Origin of the sequence: Klebsiella sp. GB_Kp047, from assembly GCF_040065235.1 — a bacterium.
Classification (GTDB): domain Bacteria; phylum Pseudomonadota; class Gammaproteobacteria; order Enterobacterales; family Enterobacteriaceae; genus Klebsiella; species Klebsiella quasipneumoniae.
Genome location: NZ_JBEAJG010000039.1, coordinates 1 through 13,760 on the forward strand (window position 1 = coordinate 1; position 13,760 = coordinate 13,760).

Here is a 13,760-nt window from a genome sequence, read left to right on the forward strand (position 1 = left end):
GCCCGGCAAGCGCAGCGCCGCCGGGCGATGGCAGCGGGTACGGAGCCGCTTTTATTCCGGGTGGCGGCTGGCGCCTTACCCGGCCTACAGGTCCCTGTCACAGGCTGACACATCGTAGGCCCGGTAAGCGCAGCGCCGCCGGGCGATGGCAGCGGGTACGGAGCCGCTTTATGCCGGGTGGCGGCTGCGCCTTACCCGGCCTACAGGTCCCTGTCACAGGCTGACACATCGTAGGCCCGGCAAGCGCAGCGCCGCCGGGCGATGGCAGCGGGTACGGAGCCGCTTTTATGCCGGGTGGCGGCTGGCGCCTTACCCGACCTGCGGTCCGCGCCATTTGTCCACCCTCTCCCCGCCGGGAAGAGGGCGTGACTCAGGCGCTAGCGCTGTCCAGTCGCGCCACCTGCTCCGCGCTCAGGCTCAGCGCCACCGCGCGGGCAAAACTTTCCACCTGGGCCACGCTGGTGGCGCTGGCGATCGGCGCAGTCACCCCTTCGCGGCCGATCAGCCACGCGAGGGCCACTTCCGCCGGCTTCGCCCCCTGCTCATCCGCGACCGCCACCAGGGTATCGATAATCCGCATCCCGCGCGGATTCAGGTACTTACCAATCCCCCCTCCGCGCTGGCTCTGCGCCAGGTCCGACGGCTGACGGTACTTACCGGTTAAGAATCCCGAGGCCAGGCTGTAGTAGGTCACCACCCCGATATCGCGGCTGACGCAGAGATCGCACAGCGCGCCTTCAAACGCGGAGCGGTGATAGAGGTTATATTCCGGCTGCAGCACCTGCCAGGCAGGCAAGCCGCCCTTGCGCGCTACCTCCAGCGCCCCCGCCAGCTGCATTGCATCGAGGTTAGAGGCCCCCATCGCGCGAATTTTCCCCGCCTGTTGCAGGCTGTGGAAAGCCTCCAGCGTTTCCGCTACCGGGGTTTGCGGATCCGGCCAGTGGGAAAAATAGAGGTCGATATAGTCGGTATTGAGGCGGCGCAGGGAGTCGTCTACCGCCTGCTGGATCCAGGCTTTGCTGAGTCCCTTATGGCCGGGAAGGCCGAGATCGGAGCCGACTTTGGTGAAAATTTTGACCTTATCGCGCATGCCGGGACGCGCCTGCAGCCAGCGGCCAATAATGGTTTCGGATTCGCCGCCCTGGTTGCCCTCTGCCCAGCGGGAATAAACATCCGCCGTATCGATAGCGTCAAAGCCGTGGTCAACAAAAGCATCAAGAAGGGCAAAACTGGTTTTTTCATCAATGGTCCAGCCAAAGACGTTACCGCCAAACACTAACGGGGCGATGGAAAATCCGGTTTTGCCCAAGGGACGTGTCATCATGCCGAGTACTCCTTAGCTTATATTCTGCTTCCCTCAGGTAACCACAGGGGTCAGGAGAGGAGGTCGATTGGATAATCAGAAAAGGAATCTTACGGCGGGCGATCCATGCCCGCGGGTACACTCAGACATTATGTCCCGGAATAAACATCAAAGCTAAAATATTTGCTGGCTAATTTTTTATAGGTGCCGTCGGCAAGGATCTTAGCAATCGCGCCGTTTATTTCCTGACGCAGCGCCTCATCGTCTTTACGTAAGCCGATAGCCGCCCCGGCGCCAAACAGCGTATCATCCTGCAGATGGCCGCCGACAAAGGCGAATTCCTTACCCTGCGGCTGCTGCAGGAAGCTGTAGTCGGCCATCATGCCGGAGAGTACCGCGCCGTCGATACGCCCGGACTCCAGATCGCGCACCACGCTATCGGCCCCCTGGTAGGCCACAATGTTGATCCCCTGCGGACGCCAGTGCTGATTAACGTAAGTCTCCTGCGCCGAGCCCTGCTCGACGCCAATGGTTTTGCCCTTCAGCTGCTCCGGCGTATTGCCTTTCAGGGTATTTTTACGCGCCACGAGGAACACCGGCCCGTTATACAGCTTGTCGCTAAAGGCAATCTGCGCTTTACGCTTCTCGGTCATGTACATCCCGGAAAGGATGGCGTCGAATTTCCGCGCCTTCAGCGCCGGGATAATGCCGTCGAAATTGCTTTCCACCCACACGCATTTCGCCTGCAGCTGCTGGCAAATGGCGTTGCCTAAATCGATATCAAACCCCGCCAGCTTGCCCTGCGGATCCTTCCATTCAAACGGCGCGAAGGTCGGGTCGACGCCAAAGCGGATCGCCTTTCCCCCTTCGGCCAGCGCCGACGTCGACGCCATTAACGCCAGCCATAGCAGTAGTGATTTTTTCATTTCAGTTCTTCTCCAGAGGTTAACGGCAGTGCTTTTCCACCAGACGGGCGAACAGCGTCGCGCCGGTGGTGATAATGTCATCGTTGAAGTCGTAGCCGGGGTTATGCACCATGCAGCCGCCTTTCTCCCCCTTCTCGCCGTTGCCCAGCAGGAAGTAGCAGCCCGGACGTTCGCGCAGCATAAAAGCGAAATCCTCACTGGCGTTCATCGGCGAGACCGACTCCAGCACCCCTTCGTGGCCAAACACCTCCAGAGCCAGCGCTCGGGCGAAGTCAGTCTCTTCAGGGCTGTTGGTTAATACCGGGTAGGAGTCGTAAACCTCCACCGCGCTGCTGGCGCCATAGCTTTTAGCGGTAAATTCGCTGAGCTCGTGAATACGTTTGATCAGCAGGTCGCGGATTTCCGGCTTCATCGCCCGCACGCTGAGCTCCATCACCGCGCTCTCCGGAATGACGTTGGAGGCGATACCGGCCTGGAAGGTGCCGACGCTGACCACCGCCGTTTCGCCCGGCGGCACGTTGCGCGCCACGATGCTCTGCAGGGCCATCACCAGCGCCGCGCCGGCGACGATCGGGTCGACGGTGCGCTCCGGATGGGCGCCGTGACCGCCGTAGCCGGTAAGGGTGATTTTGACGGTATCCGCCGAGGCCATAAAGTTGCCGGCGTAGAAGCCCAGCTTGCCCACCGGCAACCCCGGCATGTTGTGCAGACCGAAAATGCGTTCGCAGGGGAACTGCTCAAACAGGCCGTCTTTAATCATTAAATCGGCGCCGCCGATAGCCTCTTCCGCCGGCTGAAAAATCAGATGCACCGTGCCATTGAACTGACAGGCCGGCGAGGCGATGTATTTCGCCGCCGCCAGCAGAATGGTGGTATGGCCGTCATGACCGCAGGCGTGCATTTTCCCCGACACCGTACTGGCCCAGGGTAAACCGGTGGTTTCCTCGATCGGCAGTGCGTCCATATCGGCGCGCAGGCCGATGGTGCGCGGCGAATCGCCTTTGCTCAGGCTGCCGACCACCCCGGTCTTGCCGAGGCCGCGCGTCACCTGATAGCCCCACTCGGTCAGCTTGCTGGCGACCAGTTCGCTGGTATTAAACTCTTCCAGACTTAATTCCGGATTGGCATGTAAATAATGACGCAGAGAAATCATTTCCGCTTCCGTCGCTTTAATTTCTGGAATTACATAATCACTCATGCCGCTCTCCGGGAAATATCGTAAGGACTTAACACGGTATCGTGGTGAAAACTTTATGCAAGCAGGATTTCTAATATCGGAAATGACGGCATCTTATTTAATAATGCGTTCACGGCAGTGTAAAAATCATTCGAAACGGTGAAATTTAAAAATAAATGTTTATTTTATGGAGGATTAACCGTTATTTACCCTACTATTTCCGGCCGTATTCAGATTTAAATAAAAAGACTTCTATGAGATTACAGACGCTTTTCCTCGTCGCCATGACCGCGCTGGCGGGCTGCAGCGCGCAGGGGGATACCGCCAGCCAGCAGCGGGCCAGTATTCAGAAGATGCGCAACGAAACCCTCAATAAACTTTACACCCTGCAGCCCGAGGCCCGCAGCGATATTCAGCATGCGAAGGGTTATGCGGTCTTCGCCAACAACAGCAGCAAGATCCTGCTGTTCGGATTTGGCAGCGGCTACGGCGTGGTGCGGGATAAGGCCACCGGGAAGGACACCTATATGAAAATGGCCCAGGGCGGCGCCGGCCTGGGGATGGGGATTAAACAGCAACGCACGGTGCTGGTTTTCCATGATAAAGCGGCCCTGGAGACCTTTATCCGCCAGGGATATATGGTCGGCGCCGATGCGAACGCCGCGGCGAAATATGATGACAAAGGCATCGCGCCGATCGCCGCCTCCGCGAACGGCGTAGCGAAGGACACCTCCTCGCTGCCGTCAAAAGTGAACGTCTATGAAATCACCGACAAGGGGCTGGCCGCCCAGGCGATGGTCAATGGCTATAAATACTGGCCGGATGACGAACTGAACCCGTAGCCCCGGCGGTGATCCATCGCCGGGTCAGGTGTTCCCTGCCCGGCGTTGGGAGACGTGCATTTAGTGGCCGAGGGCGCCGCTCACCAGAATCGAGGTGATGATCCCGGTCGCCGCGGCGATCAGCACATAGTTACCGTCGATATAGGACCAGTGATGGCCCTCCGGCGGGGGCGGCAGGCCGCGGTCGCTCCAGTCACGGACGCGATACTCATCGCCACGGAACGGCGCCGGAGCCGGGTGGCCTTTGCGGAAATCGTTACCGCGCCAGGCGAAATGGTCCTGCTCATGCCGTGCCTGATCGCGCTTGTCATGCCCGTCACGATCCGGGCCACGCTGGTCATGGTCACCCTGATGATGCGCGTCAGGTCCGCCCTGCGGCGCATGCCCATGATGATCCGAACCGTTCTGCCACACCGTTGGCTGCCCCGGACGATGGCCGTCGTTTGGGCCATCGGCAAAGGCCTGGACGCTCAGCACAGTGGATAATATTACCGCCAGAGAAATCATCTTTTTCATCGTACACCTCCTGATTGAAGTTCTTTGTAACGGGAAAATGTGAAGAAAGAGTGAGTATCCGCTTAACCAGGACGATTCCTGGCATCTGGGGTTTCTGCTGTCGGGGAAGGCATTATGGGGGAGTACGAGTAATAAAAAAGGCCGCTCTCGCGACCTTTATTCAGACTGATATCAGGACTTACTCAGTCACTTTATTTTTTAACTCTTCAGCCCCGGTTTTGGTTTTATCCCAGCCCTTTTCTGCGCCGGATTTGGTGGCGTTCCAGCCTTTTTCGCTGACCTCTTTGGTCTTATCCCAACCTTTCTCAGTCCCTTCTTTGGTCTTGTTCCAGGTCTTCTGCGCGCCTTCGCTCACCTGGCTGCCGACGCTATCCTGTTTGCCTTCGGCCGCATGTTTCGCCTTCAGCTGCTGCTCTTCACCTTCGTGCTGGGCCTGATGCAGCTTCTCTTTGGCGGTGTTGGCATTGGCATTGGCCGCCGCGACGGTATCATCTGTTGCATGTGTTGTCGCAGCAAAAACCGGAGCCGCAACCAGAATAGCCGATAACGCAATCATTGCTTTTTTCATAATATCCTCTCTCACGTGTCGTGTTATGAGTCGTATTCAGGATGGCACAACGAACCGGGGATGACATTAGGAATTAGCCTGAAAAACGTCTTCGACCTGCAACCATGGCAGAAAATGCTGCCGCTGTGCGCCCTGTCGGCGTTGGCATAATTTCCAACATGTTTGTTACATTTCGTGAAATTTGCGCTTGATATACTTGCCGTTGACGTTTACTCGAGAATAATTCTCAGAATCATTATATTTATAAATTGGCAAACGGAACTCATTTTATGGCAAGAAAATCAGTAAGATCGCTGTTGCTTACTGCGCTGATCGCGACTCCCTTCTTCAGCTATGCAACCCAATATCCTCTGACGGTTACTGACCTCGACGGCCGGCAGGTCACCCTGGCTAAAGAGCCGCAGCGTATTATTTTGCAGGATGGCCGCGACATTATGACCCTCGCCCTGCTGGACCGGGACAATCCGTTTAAGCGGCTGGTGGCATGGAATAATCTGGCGAAAAAGCAGGACGTTGCCACCTGGCAGATGCTGAAAACGACGTGGCCGCAGTCGGCTACGATCCTAGACATGGGCTTCAGCGACAAAGGGAACGTCGATCTTGAAAGCGTCATCGCCCGCCAGCCGGATCTGATGATCGCCCAGCTGCGCGCCAGGCCAGCGCTGATGGAGAGCGGCGTCATCGACAAGCTCAGCGCCCTGCACGTTCCGGTGCTGTTTGTCGACTATGAGATCGACCCGGCGAAAGATACCGCTCCCAGCATCGACCTGCTGGGCAAAGTCCTCAACCGCGAGAGCCAGGCCAAAGCCTTTACCGATTACTATCGTCAGCAGCTGCAGTCGATTCGCCAGAAAACCGCGACCATCACGCCGAAGGCCAACGTCTTCGTGGAAGCGCTGGCCGGCAACAGCGACGCCTGCTGCTTTACTCACGGCCACAGCGGCTGGGGCGGGCTGGTGGAGGCGGTCGGGGCGAACAATATCGGTTCGCAGCTGCTGCCGGGCGCCTCCGGGTTCGTCTCGCTGGAGAAAATCATCAGCATGAAGCCCGACGCCTGGATAATGACCGGCTCGAAGCGCGGAAACAGCCAGGTGCTGCCCCTCGGCTATGAGGTTAAGCCGGAGGCGGTGAAAGCCCAGGCGCAGACGCTGCTGGCGCGACCGGGGGTCAGCCAGATCCCGGCGGTGCAGGAAAAGCGGGCCTATGGCGTCTATCACCACTTCTATAACCATCCGTGGAATATTGTCGGCATGGAATATCTGGCGAAAGATATCTATCCGCAGGCCTTCCGCGATCTCAACCCCGATGAGACTTACCATTATATCGTGCGTCACTTCACCGACCTGCCGGACCAGCCGTTCGTCTTTTCCTGGCAGCAGAGCGAGTAATCCGGCATGCGTTTAACCTCCGACTCCGTGCTCGACGAGCTGCCCGCCGGGACTTCTGGCGTGATGGATCATTATCGCCATATCGTGCGTCGCCGCCTGCTGCTGTTGCTGCTGCTGGCGCTGTTGATTGTCGCTTCACTGCTGTTCGATTTTATGCTCGGCCCTTCCGGACTGCCGCTGCAGAGCCTGTGGCAGACGTTAACCGATCCGGCCAGCGCCGATCCGGGCATTCGCGCCATCGTCTGGGATATCCGCCTACCCTATGCGGTGATGGCGATTATCGTCGGTCTGGCGCTGGGACTGGCTGGTGCCGAAATGCAGACCATCCTCAATAACCCGCTGGCCAGCCCGTTTACCCTGGGCGTCTCCTCGGCTGCGGCGTTTGGCGCCGCGCTGGCGATTGTGCTGGGTATTGGTCTGCCCGGTATTCCCGGCCAGTGGTTTATCTCGGCCAACGCCTTTATCTTCGCCCTGCTGGCGGCACTGCTGCTGGATGGCATTACCCGCTGGACCCAGGTGGCTACCTCCGGCGTCATTCTGTTCGGCATCGCGCTGGTCTTTACCTTTAACGCCCTGGTCTCGATGCTGCAGTTCATCGCCAATGAAGACACTCTGCAGGGGCTGGTGTTCTGGACCATGGGCAGCATCGACCGCGCCTCCTGGAGCAAAGTCGCCATCCTGCTGGTCGCCCTGGCGCTGGTGATGCCCCTGTCGCTGCGCAGCGCGTGGGCGCTGACCGCCCTAAGGCTGGGCGAGGACCGGGCCATCAGCTTTGGCATTAACGTTCGCCGTCTGCGCCTGAGCACGCTGCTGCGGATCAGCATTCTGTCGGCGCTTTCGGTGGCCTTTGTCGGGCCAATCGGCTTTATCGGCCTGGTGGCGCCGCATATTGCGCGGATGCTCTTCGGCGAAGATCATCGCTTTTACCTGCCCGCCAGCGCGCTGATCGGCGCCCTGGTGCTCTCCCTGGCCTCCATCGCCTCGAAGAACCTGATACCGGGGGCCATTATTCCGGTGGGGATCGTCACTTCCCTGGTAGGGGTCCCGTTCTTTTTGAGCATTATTTTACGTCACCGGGGGCAAGTATGAGCGACCAGACGTTATCCGGGCTGTCGCTGTCTCACTTCAGCGCTGGCTACCCCAGACGCAAGGTGATCGAGAACCTGACGGTTCCCCATCTGCCGCGGGGGAAAATCACCGCGCTGCTGGGGCCAAACGGCAGCGGTAAATCGACGTTAATGCGAGCGATGGCGGGACTGGGCCCCTGCCGCGGCGAGCTGCGCCTGGAGGGAGAAAATCTGCTGACGCAGCCGTTCTCACGTCGCGCAGAACAGGTGGTCTATCTTCCGCAGACGCTCCCCGCCGGCGTGCATCTGCATGTGCTGGAGTCGATTATCGTGGCCCAGCGCGCCGCCGGGGGATGCCACAGCGCCCAGCAGCAGGAAGAGGTGATGGCGTTGCTGCGACAGCTGGGAATTGCCCACCTGGCGATGAGCTACCTCGATCAGCTCTCCGGCGGGCAAAAACAGTTGGTGGGTCTCGCCCAGTCGCTGATTCGCCAGCCGCGCCTGCTACTACTCGATGAACCGCTCAGCGCGCTTGACCTCAACTACCAGTTTCACGTGATGGATCTGGTGCGCCGGGAGACCCGGCGGCGCAACATCGTGACTCTGGTGGTGGTGCACGACATCAATATTGCCCTGCGTCACGCCGACCACGTGCTGATGCTCAAAGCGGGCCAGTTGCTTGGCGACGGCACCCCGGCCACGGTCATCACCCCTGAGACCCTGGCGGCCGTCTATGGCGTGCGCGGCCGTATTGAACCCTGTTCGCAGGGGGTGCGGCAGGTGATTATTGACGGGCTGGTGGACCGCGAGGCCTGACCGCGGCGCGGGGATGGTTGGTCCTCCCCGCGCCCGCCGGCTTAGTGATCGAGATAGATGTAGTTTTCCCAGCTCTTCATGCGGATCAGGATCTTCCTGATCAGCGACAGCTCTTTCAGGTGATCTGAGTAGACCGCCGCCTCGAGGGTAGCACCCTGCGGCAGGGCGTATTCGGCAAAACGTGGATCGGTCACCTTTAGTACCACCAGCGCCCGGCCATGGGTATTGAGCGCGTCCGTAGTCAGCAGTTTGCCCTGGCCCTGAAACTGACTCTCGCCAATCGCCGGCAGCACATCGGCCACTTCCCCGCGGAAGACGGTGCCCGGGATGGCCGGAAACATCAGCTCCGCGGGCTCGCCTTTGTACAGACGCTGCAGGGCGTTCTGGCGAAATGCCGCGACATACTCCCGCGAGGCGTCGCCCTCCACCGGCACAAAGGTCATCAGCGGCAGCATTCCCAGCGCGGTGGACATGGTACCAGGGCGTAAGCCGACGGTGCTGACATAGCCGTCTTCCGGGACGCGGACGACGGTGTTATCCAGCTGAAACTGCGCCTTCTGCAACTGCGCCAGCAGGGAGGCCACGGTGGTATTTTTGCCCTTCACCACCGAGTCCAGCGCGTTACGCGCCTGAACCACTTTCGCCTGAGCCGCGCTGACGCTGGCTTCATCGGCTTTCCACGTCTGCAGACGGGTATCGACCATTTGATCGGAGAAGGCGCCCTGGGCATGCCCCTCCCGAAAGCGGGCATACTCCCGCCGCGACTGGTCGCGCTGAGCCACCGCTCTGCTCAGCTCGGCCTCCGCCTGGCTTAACGCGGCGTTGAGGGAGAGCGCATCCTGGCTGGCCGCTTTAATCTGCGCCTGCAGATCGTCCACCTTTGCCTGGAACGGCGTCGGGTCGAGAGTAAACAGCACATCGCCCTTATGCAGCCTCTGGTTAGGCCTCACCGGTACGCTCTGCACCCGACCGCGCACCTGCGACACAATCGGTACGGTGCGAAACACCTGATTACCGACGTCGGTATAGGGGAAGTTGTAATTCATCCCGAAAATCACCGCGCCAATCAGGGCGATACCGCCGAGCACCGCCGTCGGCACGGTCCACTTATTGAGCGGGATGCGGAAGACTTTAAACACCACGATGCATAGCGCGGCGTAGGTCAGCAACATTAACGTTTCCATTATTTTGCCTCCTTCGCTTTCAGAAGGTCCACTTCGCGCTGCACCTGCTCCAGCCGCTGGACCACCGTTTCCAGACGCTGATGCAGCACCTGCTGGTCGTCGGCGATGCGGCGCATCCCCCATCCGCGATCTTCGCGCCACAGCGTCGCCCAGATCCACAACAAGGGCCACAGGGCATGCAGGGTAAATAAGCTGACCCAGCCGGCATAATGAATCGCATCCTGATGAGGATGGCGCCGCTCTTTGGCGATTTCATAAGGAATATCGTGAATAACAATCACGCCATAAAAAAGTATTAAGGCCACGGCGATCAGAATCGCCAGCGCCACATAGTCCAGGGTCATAAAATAACTCCAGAGTGCAAGGTTAAATAAATAAAACGGCCAGATTCAGGCGTAGCAGGGCCGGGAGAAAACGCGCGCTTAGCGCTTTCCCCGGGCGGATTTTAGCGACGTTATGTCGGGGAGCCGACGAATCTGAATCAGAATTTCTCAGGAATAGAGCGGTCGATGGAAATCAGTTTGCCTTTTTTCACCGTGATATATCCCCCCTCGCGCAGGGCGGCCAGCACCTGATAAACATAGCTGCGCGAGAGATTGGTCCGTTTAATAATAAATGCCGACAGACTTTCATGTTGCCCGCCATCGATTTCACCGCGATATAAATAGCGCGACAGCATCGACTTAATAGTCTGAAAGCTAGTCTGGCTGCCGCGTTCATAGTGGGCATCAAGGGCAAATATACCCATATAGGCCAGGATCGTGGTCAGCTCTTGCATATAGCCCGGCGACGAATGAAAGAATATCCGTTCAAAATCGCTGGCAGATATTTTCGCCAGCTGGCATTCGCCCAGACACTGATAATAGAGCGCCACCGACGGACAATAATGTTCCAGCAACCCTAACGGCATATGCGCGATAACAATCCCGATCAGGTTCTGCTCGTCACCAAAGGCCAGCGTCATTTGCCCCTGCAGCAAAAAATAGAGATAGCCCGGCTGCGGCAGAAACGGCTGGTCTTTACTCAGGCTCAGGGTTTCACTGCAGGCGATCACCGCCGGCAGGTGCGTGGTCAGCGTCAGCTTCTGGTACCGATCGTAAATATCGCCAAAACTGGGGTTCATCGCGCTACGCACTCCTTCACCTTTTATCACCGCGGCGGGGCTAACCGCGGCCTGTGGAACTATACCTAAGCGGGTCAGGAAGGAAAAGTCCAGATCTGGAGTGGCGAAATATTCCGCCTGGCTCACATTTTTCACCCTCGCCCCGCCCTTTCGTCCGCCGATCGTTCCGCTTGCCGCCAGGCTGTGCTTTAATTAGCTAAAACGGTTTAACAAAGTTTAGCTAAGAGGAACTAGTCCTATGAATGGTAAAATCTGGGTACTCGGCGATGCGGTCGTCGATCTCCTGCCCGACGGAGAGGGCCGCCTGCTGCAATGCCCCGGCGGCGCGCCGGCCAACGTCGCGGTCGGCGTGGCGCGGCTCGGCGGCGATAGCGGGTTTATCGGCCGCGTCGGCGACGATCCCTTCGGCCGCTTTATGCGTCACACCCTGGCGCAGGAGAAGGTGGATGTGAACTATATGCGCCTCGATGCGGCGCAGCGCACCTCCACGGTGGTGGTCGATCTCGATCGCCACGGGGAGCGCACCTTTACCTTTATGGTCCGCCCGAGCGCCGACCTGTTTCTTGCGCCTGAGGATCTTCCGCCGTTTGCCGCCGGTCAGTGGCTGCACGTTTGCTCTATCGCTCTCAGCGCGGAGCCGAGCCGCAGCACGGCATTCGCGGCGATGGAGGCGATAAAGCGCGCCGGGGGCTATGTCAGCTTCGACCCCAATATCCGCAGCGACCTGTGGCAGGATCCGCAGGAACTGCGCGACTGTCTCGACCGGGCGCTGGCCCTCGCCGACGCCATAAAACTCTCGGAAGAGGAGCTGGCTTTTATCAGCGGCAGCGACGACATCGTCAGCGGCATCGCCCGGCTGAACGCCCGCTTGCAGCCGACGCTGTTGCTGGTGACCCAGGGCAAAGCGGGGGTTCAGGCCGCGCTGCGCGGGCAGGTTAGCCACTTCCCTGCCCGCCCGGTGGTCGCCGTCGATACCACCGGCGCCGGCGATGCCTTTGTCGCCGGGCTGCTCGCCGGACTCGCCGCCCATGGTATCCCTGACAACCTCGCCGCCCTGGCTCCCGACCTCACGCTGGCGCAAACCTGCGGCGCGCTGGCCACCACCGCCAAAGGCGCCATGACCGCCCTGCCCTACAGGGACGATCTTCAGCGCTCGCTGTGATCCCGTTGGGCCGGCTAACGGCCCACTTTGCTGGCGACATCACAATTCTTAAACCGGTTTAGCAATTTTTATTTTCACCGCATTACCGACATGTTTACCATATTAACTAAACCGGTTTAGCAAACGTTAGCACACTCACTGATTTACCTTTGGATGTCACCAACATGTATAAAAAACGGAAGTTAGCCATTCTTATTGCTTTGCTAACCGGCGCCGCCGCCGCCCATGGGCAGACAGACCTGAACAGCATTGAAGCGCGTCTCGCCGCCCTGGAAAAACGTCTGCAGGATGCCGAGACTCGCGCCAGCACTGCCGAAAGCCGCGCCGCCTCGGCGGAGCAGAAAGTTCAGCAGCTAACCCAGCAGCAGCAACAAACCCAGGCCACCACCCAGCAGGTGGCCAAACGCACCACCCAACTGGAAGAAAAAGCCGAACGACCCGGCGGCTTTGAGTTCCACGGCTACGCCCGCTCCGGGGTGATCATGAACGACTCCGCCGCCAGCACGAAATCCGGGGCCTATATGACCCCCGCCGGAGAAACCGGCGGCGCCATTGGTCGTCTGGGCAACCAGGCCGACACCTATGTGGAAATGAACCTCGAACATAAGCAGACCCTGGACAACGGGGCGACCACCCGGTTCAAAGTGATGGTGGCCGACGGGCAAACCACCTATAACGACTGGACGGCGAGCAGCAGCGACCTGAACGTGCGCCAGGCGTTCGTCGAGCTGGGCAACCTGCCGACCTTCGAGGGTCCGTTCAAAGGCTCGACCCTGTGGGCCGGGAAGCGCTTTGACCGCGACAACTTCGATATCCACTGGATTGACTCGGATGTGGTGTTCCTCGCCGGGACCGGCGGCGGGATCTACGACGTGAAGTGGAACGACAGCCTGCGCAGCAACTTCTCGTTATACGGCCGCAACTTTGGCGATATCGCCGACAGCAGCAACAGCGTGCAGAACTATATCGTCAGCATGAATAACTTTGCCGGCCCGGTGCAGATGATGGTCAGCGGGATGCGGGCGAAAGATAATGACGACCGCCAGGACGCAAACGGCAATCTGGTGAAAGGCGATGCCGCTAACACCGGGGTTCATGCCCTGCTGGGTCTGCACAATGAGAGCTTCTATGGCCTGCGCGACGGGACCAGCAAAACGGCCCTGCTGTACGGTCACGGCCTGGGCGCCGAGGTCAAAGGCATCGGCTCCGACGGCGCGCTGCGTCCGGGAGCCAACACCTGGCGTTTCGCCAGCTACGGCACCACCCCGCTGAGCGATCGCTGGTTTATTGCCCCGGCCGTGCTGGCGCAGAGCAGTAAAGATCGCTATGTCGATGGCGACAGCTATCAGTGGGCCACTCTCAACCTGCGTCTGATTCAGGAAGTGACGCAGAACTTCGCCCTCGCCTGGGAGGGCAGCTATCAGTACATGGATCTGCAGCCTGAAGGCTACAACGATCGCCATGCGGTCAATGGCAGCTTCTACAAGCTGACCTTCGCCCCAACCTTCAAGGTCGGCAGCATCGGCGACTTCTTCTCGCGCCCGGAGATCCGCTTCTATACATCGTGGATGGACTGGAGCAAAAAGCTGGATAACTACGCCAACGACGACGCGTTAGGCAGCAACGGGTTCAAATCGGGCGGCGAATGGTCGTTCGGTATGCAAATGGAGACCTGGTTCTGACGTGAA

At 59.3% G+C, this 13,760-nt stretch carries 14 protein-coding genes; 6 read left to right on the top strand and 8 right to left on the bottom strand.

The features are described 5' to 3' along the window. Nucleotides 1-370: 370 nt before the first annotated feature. The 3 genes from ABLV76_RS17390 to ABLV76_RS17400 all read right to left on the bottom strand — a co-directional run bounded on the left by ABLV76_RS17390 (nucleotide 371) and on the right by ABLV76_RS17400 (nucleotide 3,427). Entirely contained in the window at nucleotides 371-1,324 is a 954-nt protein-coding gene (locus tag ABLV76_RS17390) for an aldo/keto reductase (RefSeq protein WP_004202435.1), read from the bottom strand. 128 nt (nucleotides 1,325-1,452) lie between these two features. After that, nucleotides 1,453-2,229: an ABC transporter substrate-binding protein gene (locus tag ABLV76_RS17395; RefSeq protein ID WP_004202434.1), complete on the bottom strand. Its 777-nt coding sequence runs from the start codon at nucleotides 2,227-2,229 to the stop codon at nucleotides 1,453-1,455. Between the two features lie 19 nt (nucleotides 2,230-2,248). Then, nucleotides 2,249-3,427: a M20 aminoacylase family protein gene (locus tag ABLV76_RS17400; RefSeq protein ID WP_043519414.1), complete on the bottom strand. Its 1,179-nt coding sequence runs from the start codon at nucleotides 3,425-3,427 to the stop codon at nucleotides 2,249-2,251. 233 nt (nucleotides 3,428-3,660) lie between these two features. Here ABLV76_RS17400 and ABLV76_RS17405 point away from each other — a divergent pair, with 233 nt between their 5' ends. Further along, nucleotides 3,661-4,248, top strand: a complete 588-nt coding sequence (locus ABLV76_RS17405) for a YSC84-related protein (protein ID WP_017898792.1) — start codon at nucleotides 3,661-3,663, stop codon at nucleotides 4,246-4,248. A gap of 60 nt (nucleotides 4,249-4,308) precedes the next feature. Here ABLV76_RS17405 and ABLV76_RS17410 read toward each other — a convergent pair whose 3' ends face one another. After that, nucleotides 4,309-4,764 carry an RcnB family protein gene (locus tag ABLV76_RS17410; RefSeq protein WP_023319887.1) on the bottom strand — a complete coding sequence of 152 codons (456 nt, stop codon included), beginning with the start codon at nucleotides 4,762-4,764 and terminating at the stop codon, nucleotides 4,309-4,311. Nucleotides 4,765-4,942: 178 nt separating this feature from the next. After that, a complete protein-coding gene (locus ABLV76_RS17415) occupies nucleotides 4,943-5,332 on the bottom strand; it encodes a hypothetical protein (protein WP_002892699.1) in 390 nt (129 codons plus the stop codon). A gap of 269 nt (nucleotides 5,333-5,601) precedes the next feature. Between ABLV76_RS17415 and ABLV76_RS17420 the strand changes: the two genes are divergently transcribed. The 3 genes from ABLV76_RS17420 to ABLV76_RS17430 are packed head-to-tail and all read left to right on the top strand — an operon-like array spanning nucleotide 5,602 to nucleotide 8,603. Next, nucleotides 5,602-6,720 (top strand): ABC transporter substrate-binding protein, encoded by a 1,119-nt coding sequence (locus tag ABLV76_RS17420; RefSeq protein ID WP_017898794.1) that lies wholly within the window; start codon nucleotides 5,602-5,604, stop codon nucleotides 6,718-6,720. Between the two features lie 60 nt (nucleotides 6,721-6,780). Then, nucleotides 6,781-7,809 (top strand): iron ABC transporter permease, encoded by a 1,029-nt coding sequence (locus ABLV76_RS17425; RefSeq protein WP_074194124.1) that lies wholly within the window; start codon nucleotides 6,781-6,783, stop codon nucleotides 7,807-7,809. Beyond that, nucleotides 7,806-8,603, top strand: coding sequence for an ABC transporter ATP-binding protein (locus ABLV76_RS17430; RefSeq protein ID WP_348878402.1), 798 nt, complete (start codon nucleotides 7,806-7,808; stop codon nucleotides 8,601-8,603). Before ABLV76_RS17425 ends, ABLV76_RS17430 begins: the two co-directional genes overlap by 4 nt. A gap of 41 nt (nucleotides 8,604-8,644) precedes the next feature. Here ABLV76_RS17430 and ABLV76_RS17435 read toward each other — a convergent pair whose 3' ends face one another. The 3 genes from ABLV76_RS17435 to ABLV76_RS17445 all read right to left on the bottom strand — a co-directional run bounded on the left by ABLV76_RS17435 (nucleotide 8,645) and on the right by ABLV76_RS17445 (nucleotide 10,910). Then, the gene (locus tag ABLV76_RS17435) at nucleotides 8,645-9,787 is read right to left on the bottom strand and encodes an HlyD family secretion protein (protein ID WP_348878403.1); all 1,143 of its coding nucleotides are present in this window, start codon (nucleotides 9,785-9,787) and stop codon (nucleotides 8,645-8,647) included. Next, nucleotides 9,787-10,131 (bottom strand): DUF3302 domain-containing protein, encoded by a 345-nt coding sequence (locus ABLV76_RS17440; RefSeq protein ID WP_004202413.1) that lies wholly within the window; start codon nucleotides 10,129-10,131, stop codon nucleotides 9,787-9,789. Before ABLV76_RS17440 ends, ABLV76_RS17435 begins: the two co-directional genes overlap by 1 nt. A gap of 137 nt (nucleotides 10,132-10,268) precedes the next feature. Continuing rightward, entirely contained in the window at nucleotides 10,269-10,910 is a 642-nt protein-coding gene (locus ABLV76_RS17445) for a Crp/Fnr family transcriptional regulator (RefSeq protein ID WP_004202412.1), read from the bottom strand. A gap of 238 nt (nucleotides 10,911-11,148) precedes the next feature. On the opposite strand from ABLV76_RS17445, the gene ABLV76_RS17450 reads away from it, so the two are divergent. Together ABLV76_RS17450 and ABLV76_RS17455 are read left to right on the top strand one after the other, a co-directional pair. Next, nucleotides 11,149-12,072: an aminoimidazole riboside kinase gene (locus ABLV76_RS17450; RefSeq protein WP_065696681.1), complete on the top strand. Its 924-nt coding sequence runs from the start codon at nucleotides 11,149-11,151 to the stop codon at nucleotides 12,070-12,072. A gap of 164 nt (nucleotides 12,073-12,236) precedes the next feature. Further along, nucleotides 12,237-13,754, top strand: a complete 1,518-nt coding sequence (locus tag ABLV76_RS17455) for a carbohydrate porin (protein ID WP_004202408.1) — start codon at nucleotides 12,237-12,239, stop codon at nucleotides 13,752-13,754. Nucleotides 13,755-13,760 lie beyond the last annotated feature (6 nt).

What these genes read in the sequence shown, in the direction of transcription:
- ABLV76_RS17390 (WP_004202435.1), bottom strand. Translation starts at nt 1,324, where the DNA reads ATGATGACACGTCCCTTGGGCAAAACCGGATTTTCCATCGCCCCGTTA.
- ABLV76_RS17455 (WP_004202408.1), top strand. Translation starts at nt 12,237, where the DNA reads ATGTATAAAAAACGGAAGTTAGCCATTCTTATTGCTTTGCTAACCGGC.
- ABLV76_RS17395 (WP_004202434.1), bottom strand. Translation starts at nt 2,229, where the DNA reads ATGAAAAAATCACTACTGCTATGGCTGGCGTTAATGGCGTCGACGTCG.
- ABLV76_RS17445 (WP_004202412.1), bottom strand. Translation starts at nt 10,910, where the DNA reads ATGAACCCCAGTTTTGGCGATATTTACGATCGGTACCAGAAGCTGACG.
- ABLV76_RS17405 (WP_017898792.1), top strand. Translation starts at nt 3,661, where the DNA reads ATGAGATTACAGACGCTTTTCCTCGTCGCCATGACCGCGCTGGCGGGC.
- ABLV76_RS17415 (WP_002892699.1), bottom strand. Translation starts at nt 5,332, where the DNA reads ATGAAAAAAGCAATGATTGCGTTATCGGCTATTCTGGTTGCGGCTCCG.
- ABLV76_RS17420 (WP_017898794.1), top strand. Translation starts at nt 5,602, where the DNA reads ATGGCAAGAAAATCAGTAAGATCGCTGTTGCTTACTGCGCTGATCGCG.
- ABLV76_RS17440 (WP_004202413.1), bottom strand. Translation starts at nt 10,131, where the DNA reads ATGACCCTGGACTATGTGGCGCTGGCGATTCTGATCGCCGTGGCCTTA.
- ABLV76_RS17400 (WP_043519414.1), bottom strand. Translation starts at nt 3,427, where the DNA reads ATGAGTGATTATGTAATTCCAGAAATTAAAGCGACGGAAGCGGAAATG.
- ABLV76_RS17435 (WP_348878403.1), bottom strand. Translation starts at nt 9,787, where the DNA reads ATGGAAACGTTAATGTTGCTGACCTACGCCGCGCTATGCATCGTGGTG.
- ABLV76_RS17450 (WP_065696681.1), top strand. Translation starts at nt 11,149, where the DNA reads ATGAATGGTAAAATCTGGGTACTCGGCGATGCGGTCGTCGATCTCCTG.
- ABLV76_RS17410 (WP_023319887.1), bottom strand. Translation starts at nt 4,764, where the DNA reads ATGAAAAAGATGATTTCTCTGGCGGTAATATTATCCACTGTGCTGAGC.
- ABLV76_RS17430 (WP_348878402.1), top strand. Translation starts at nt 7,806, where the DNA reads ATGAGCGACCAGACGTTATCCGGGCTGTCGCTGTCTCACTTCAGCGCT.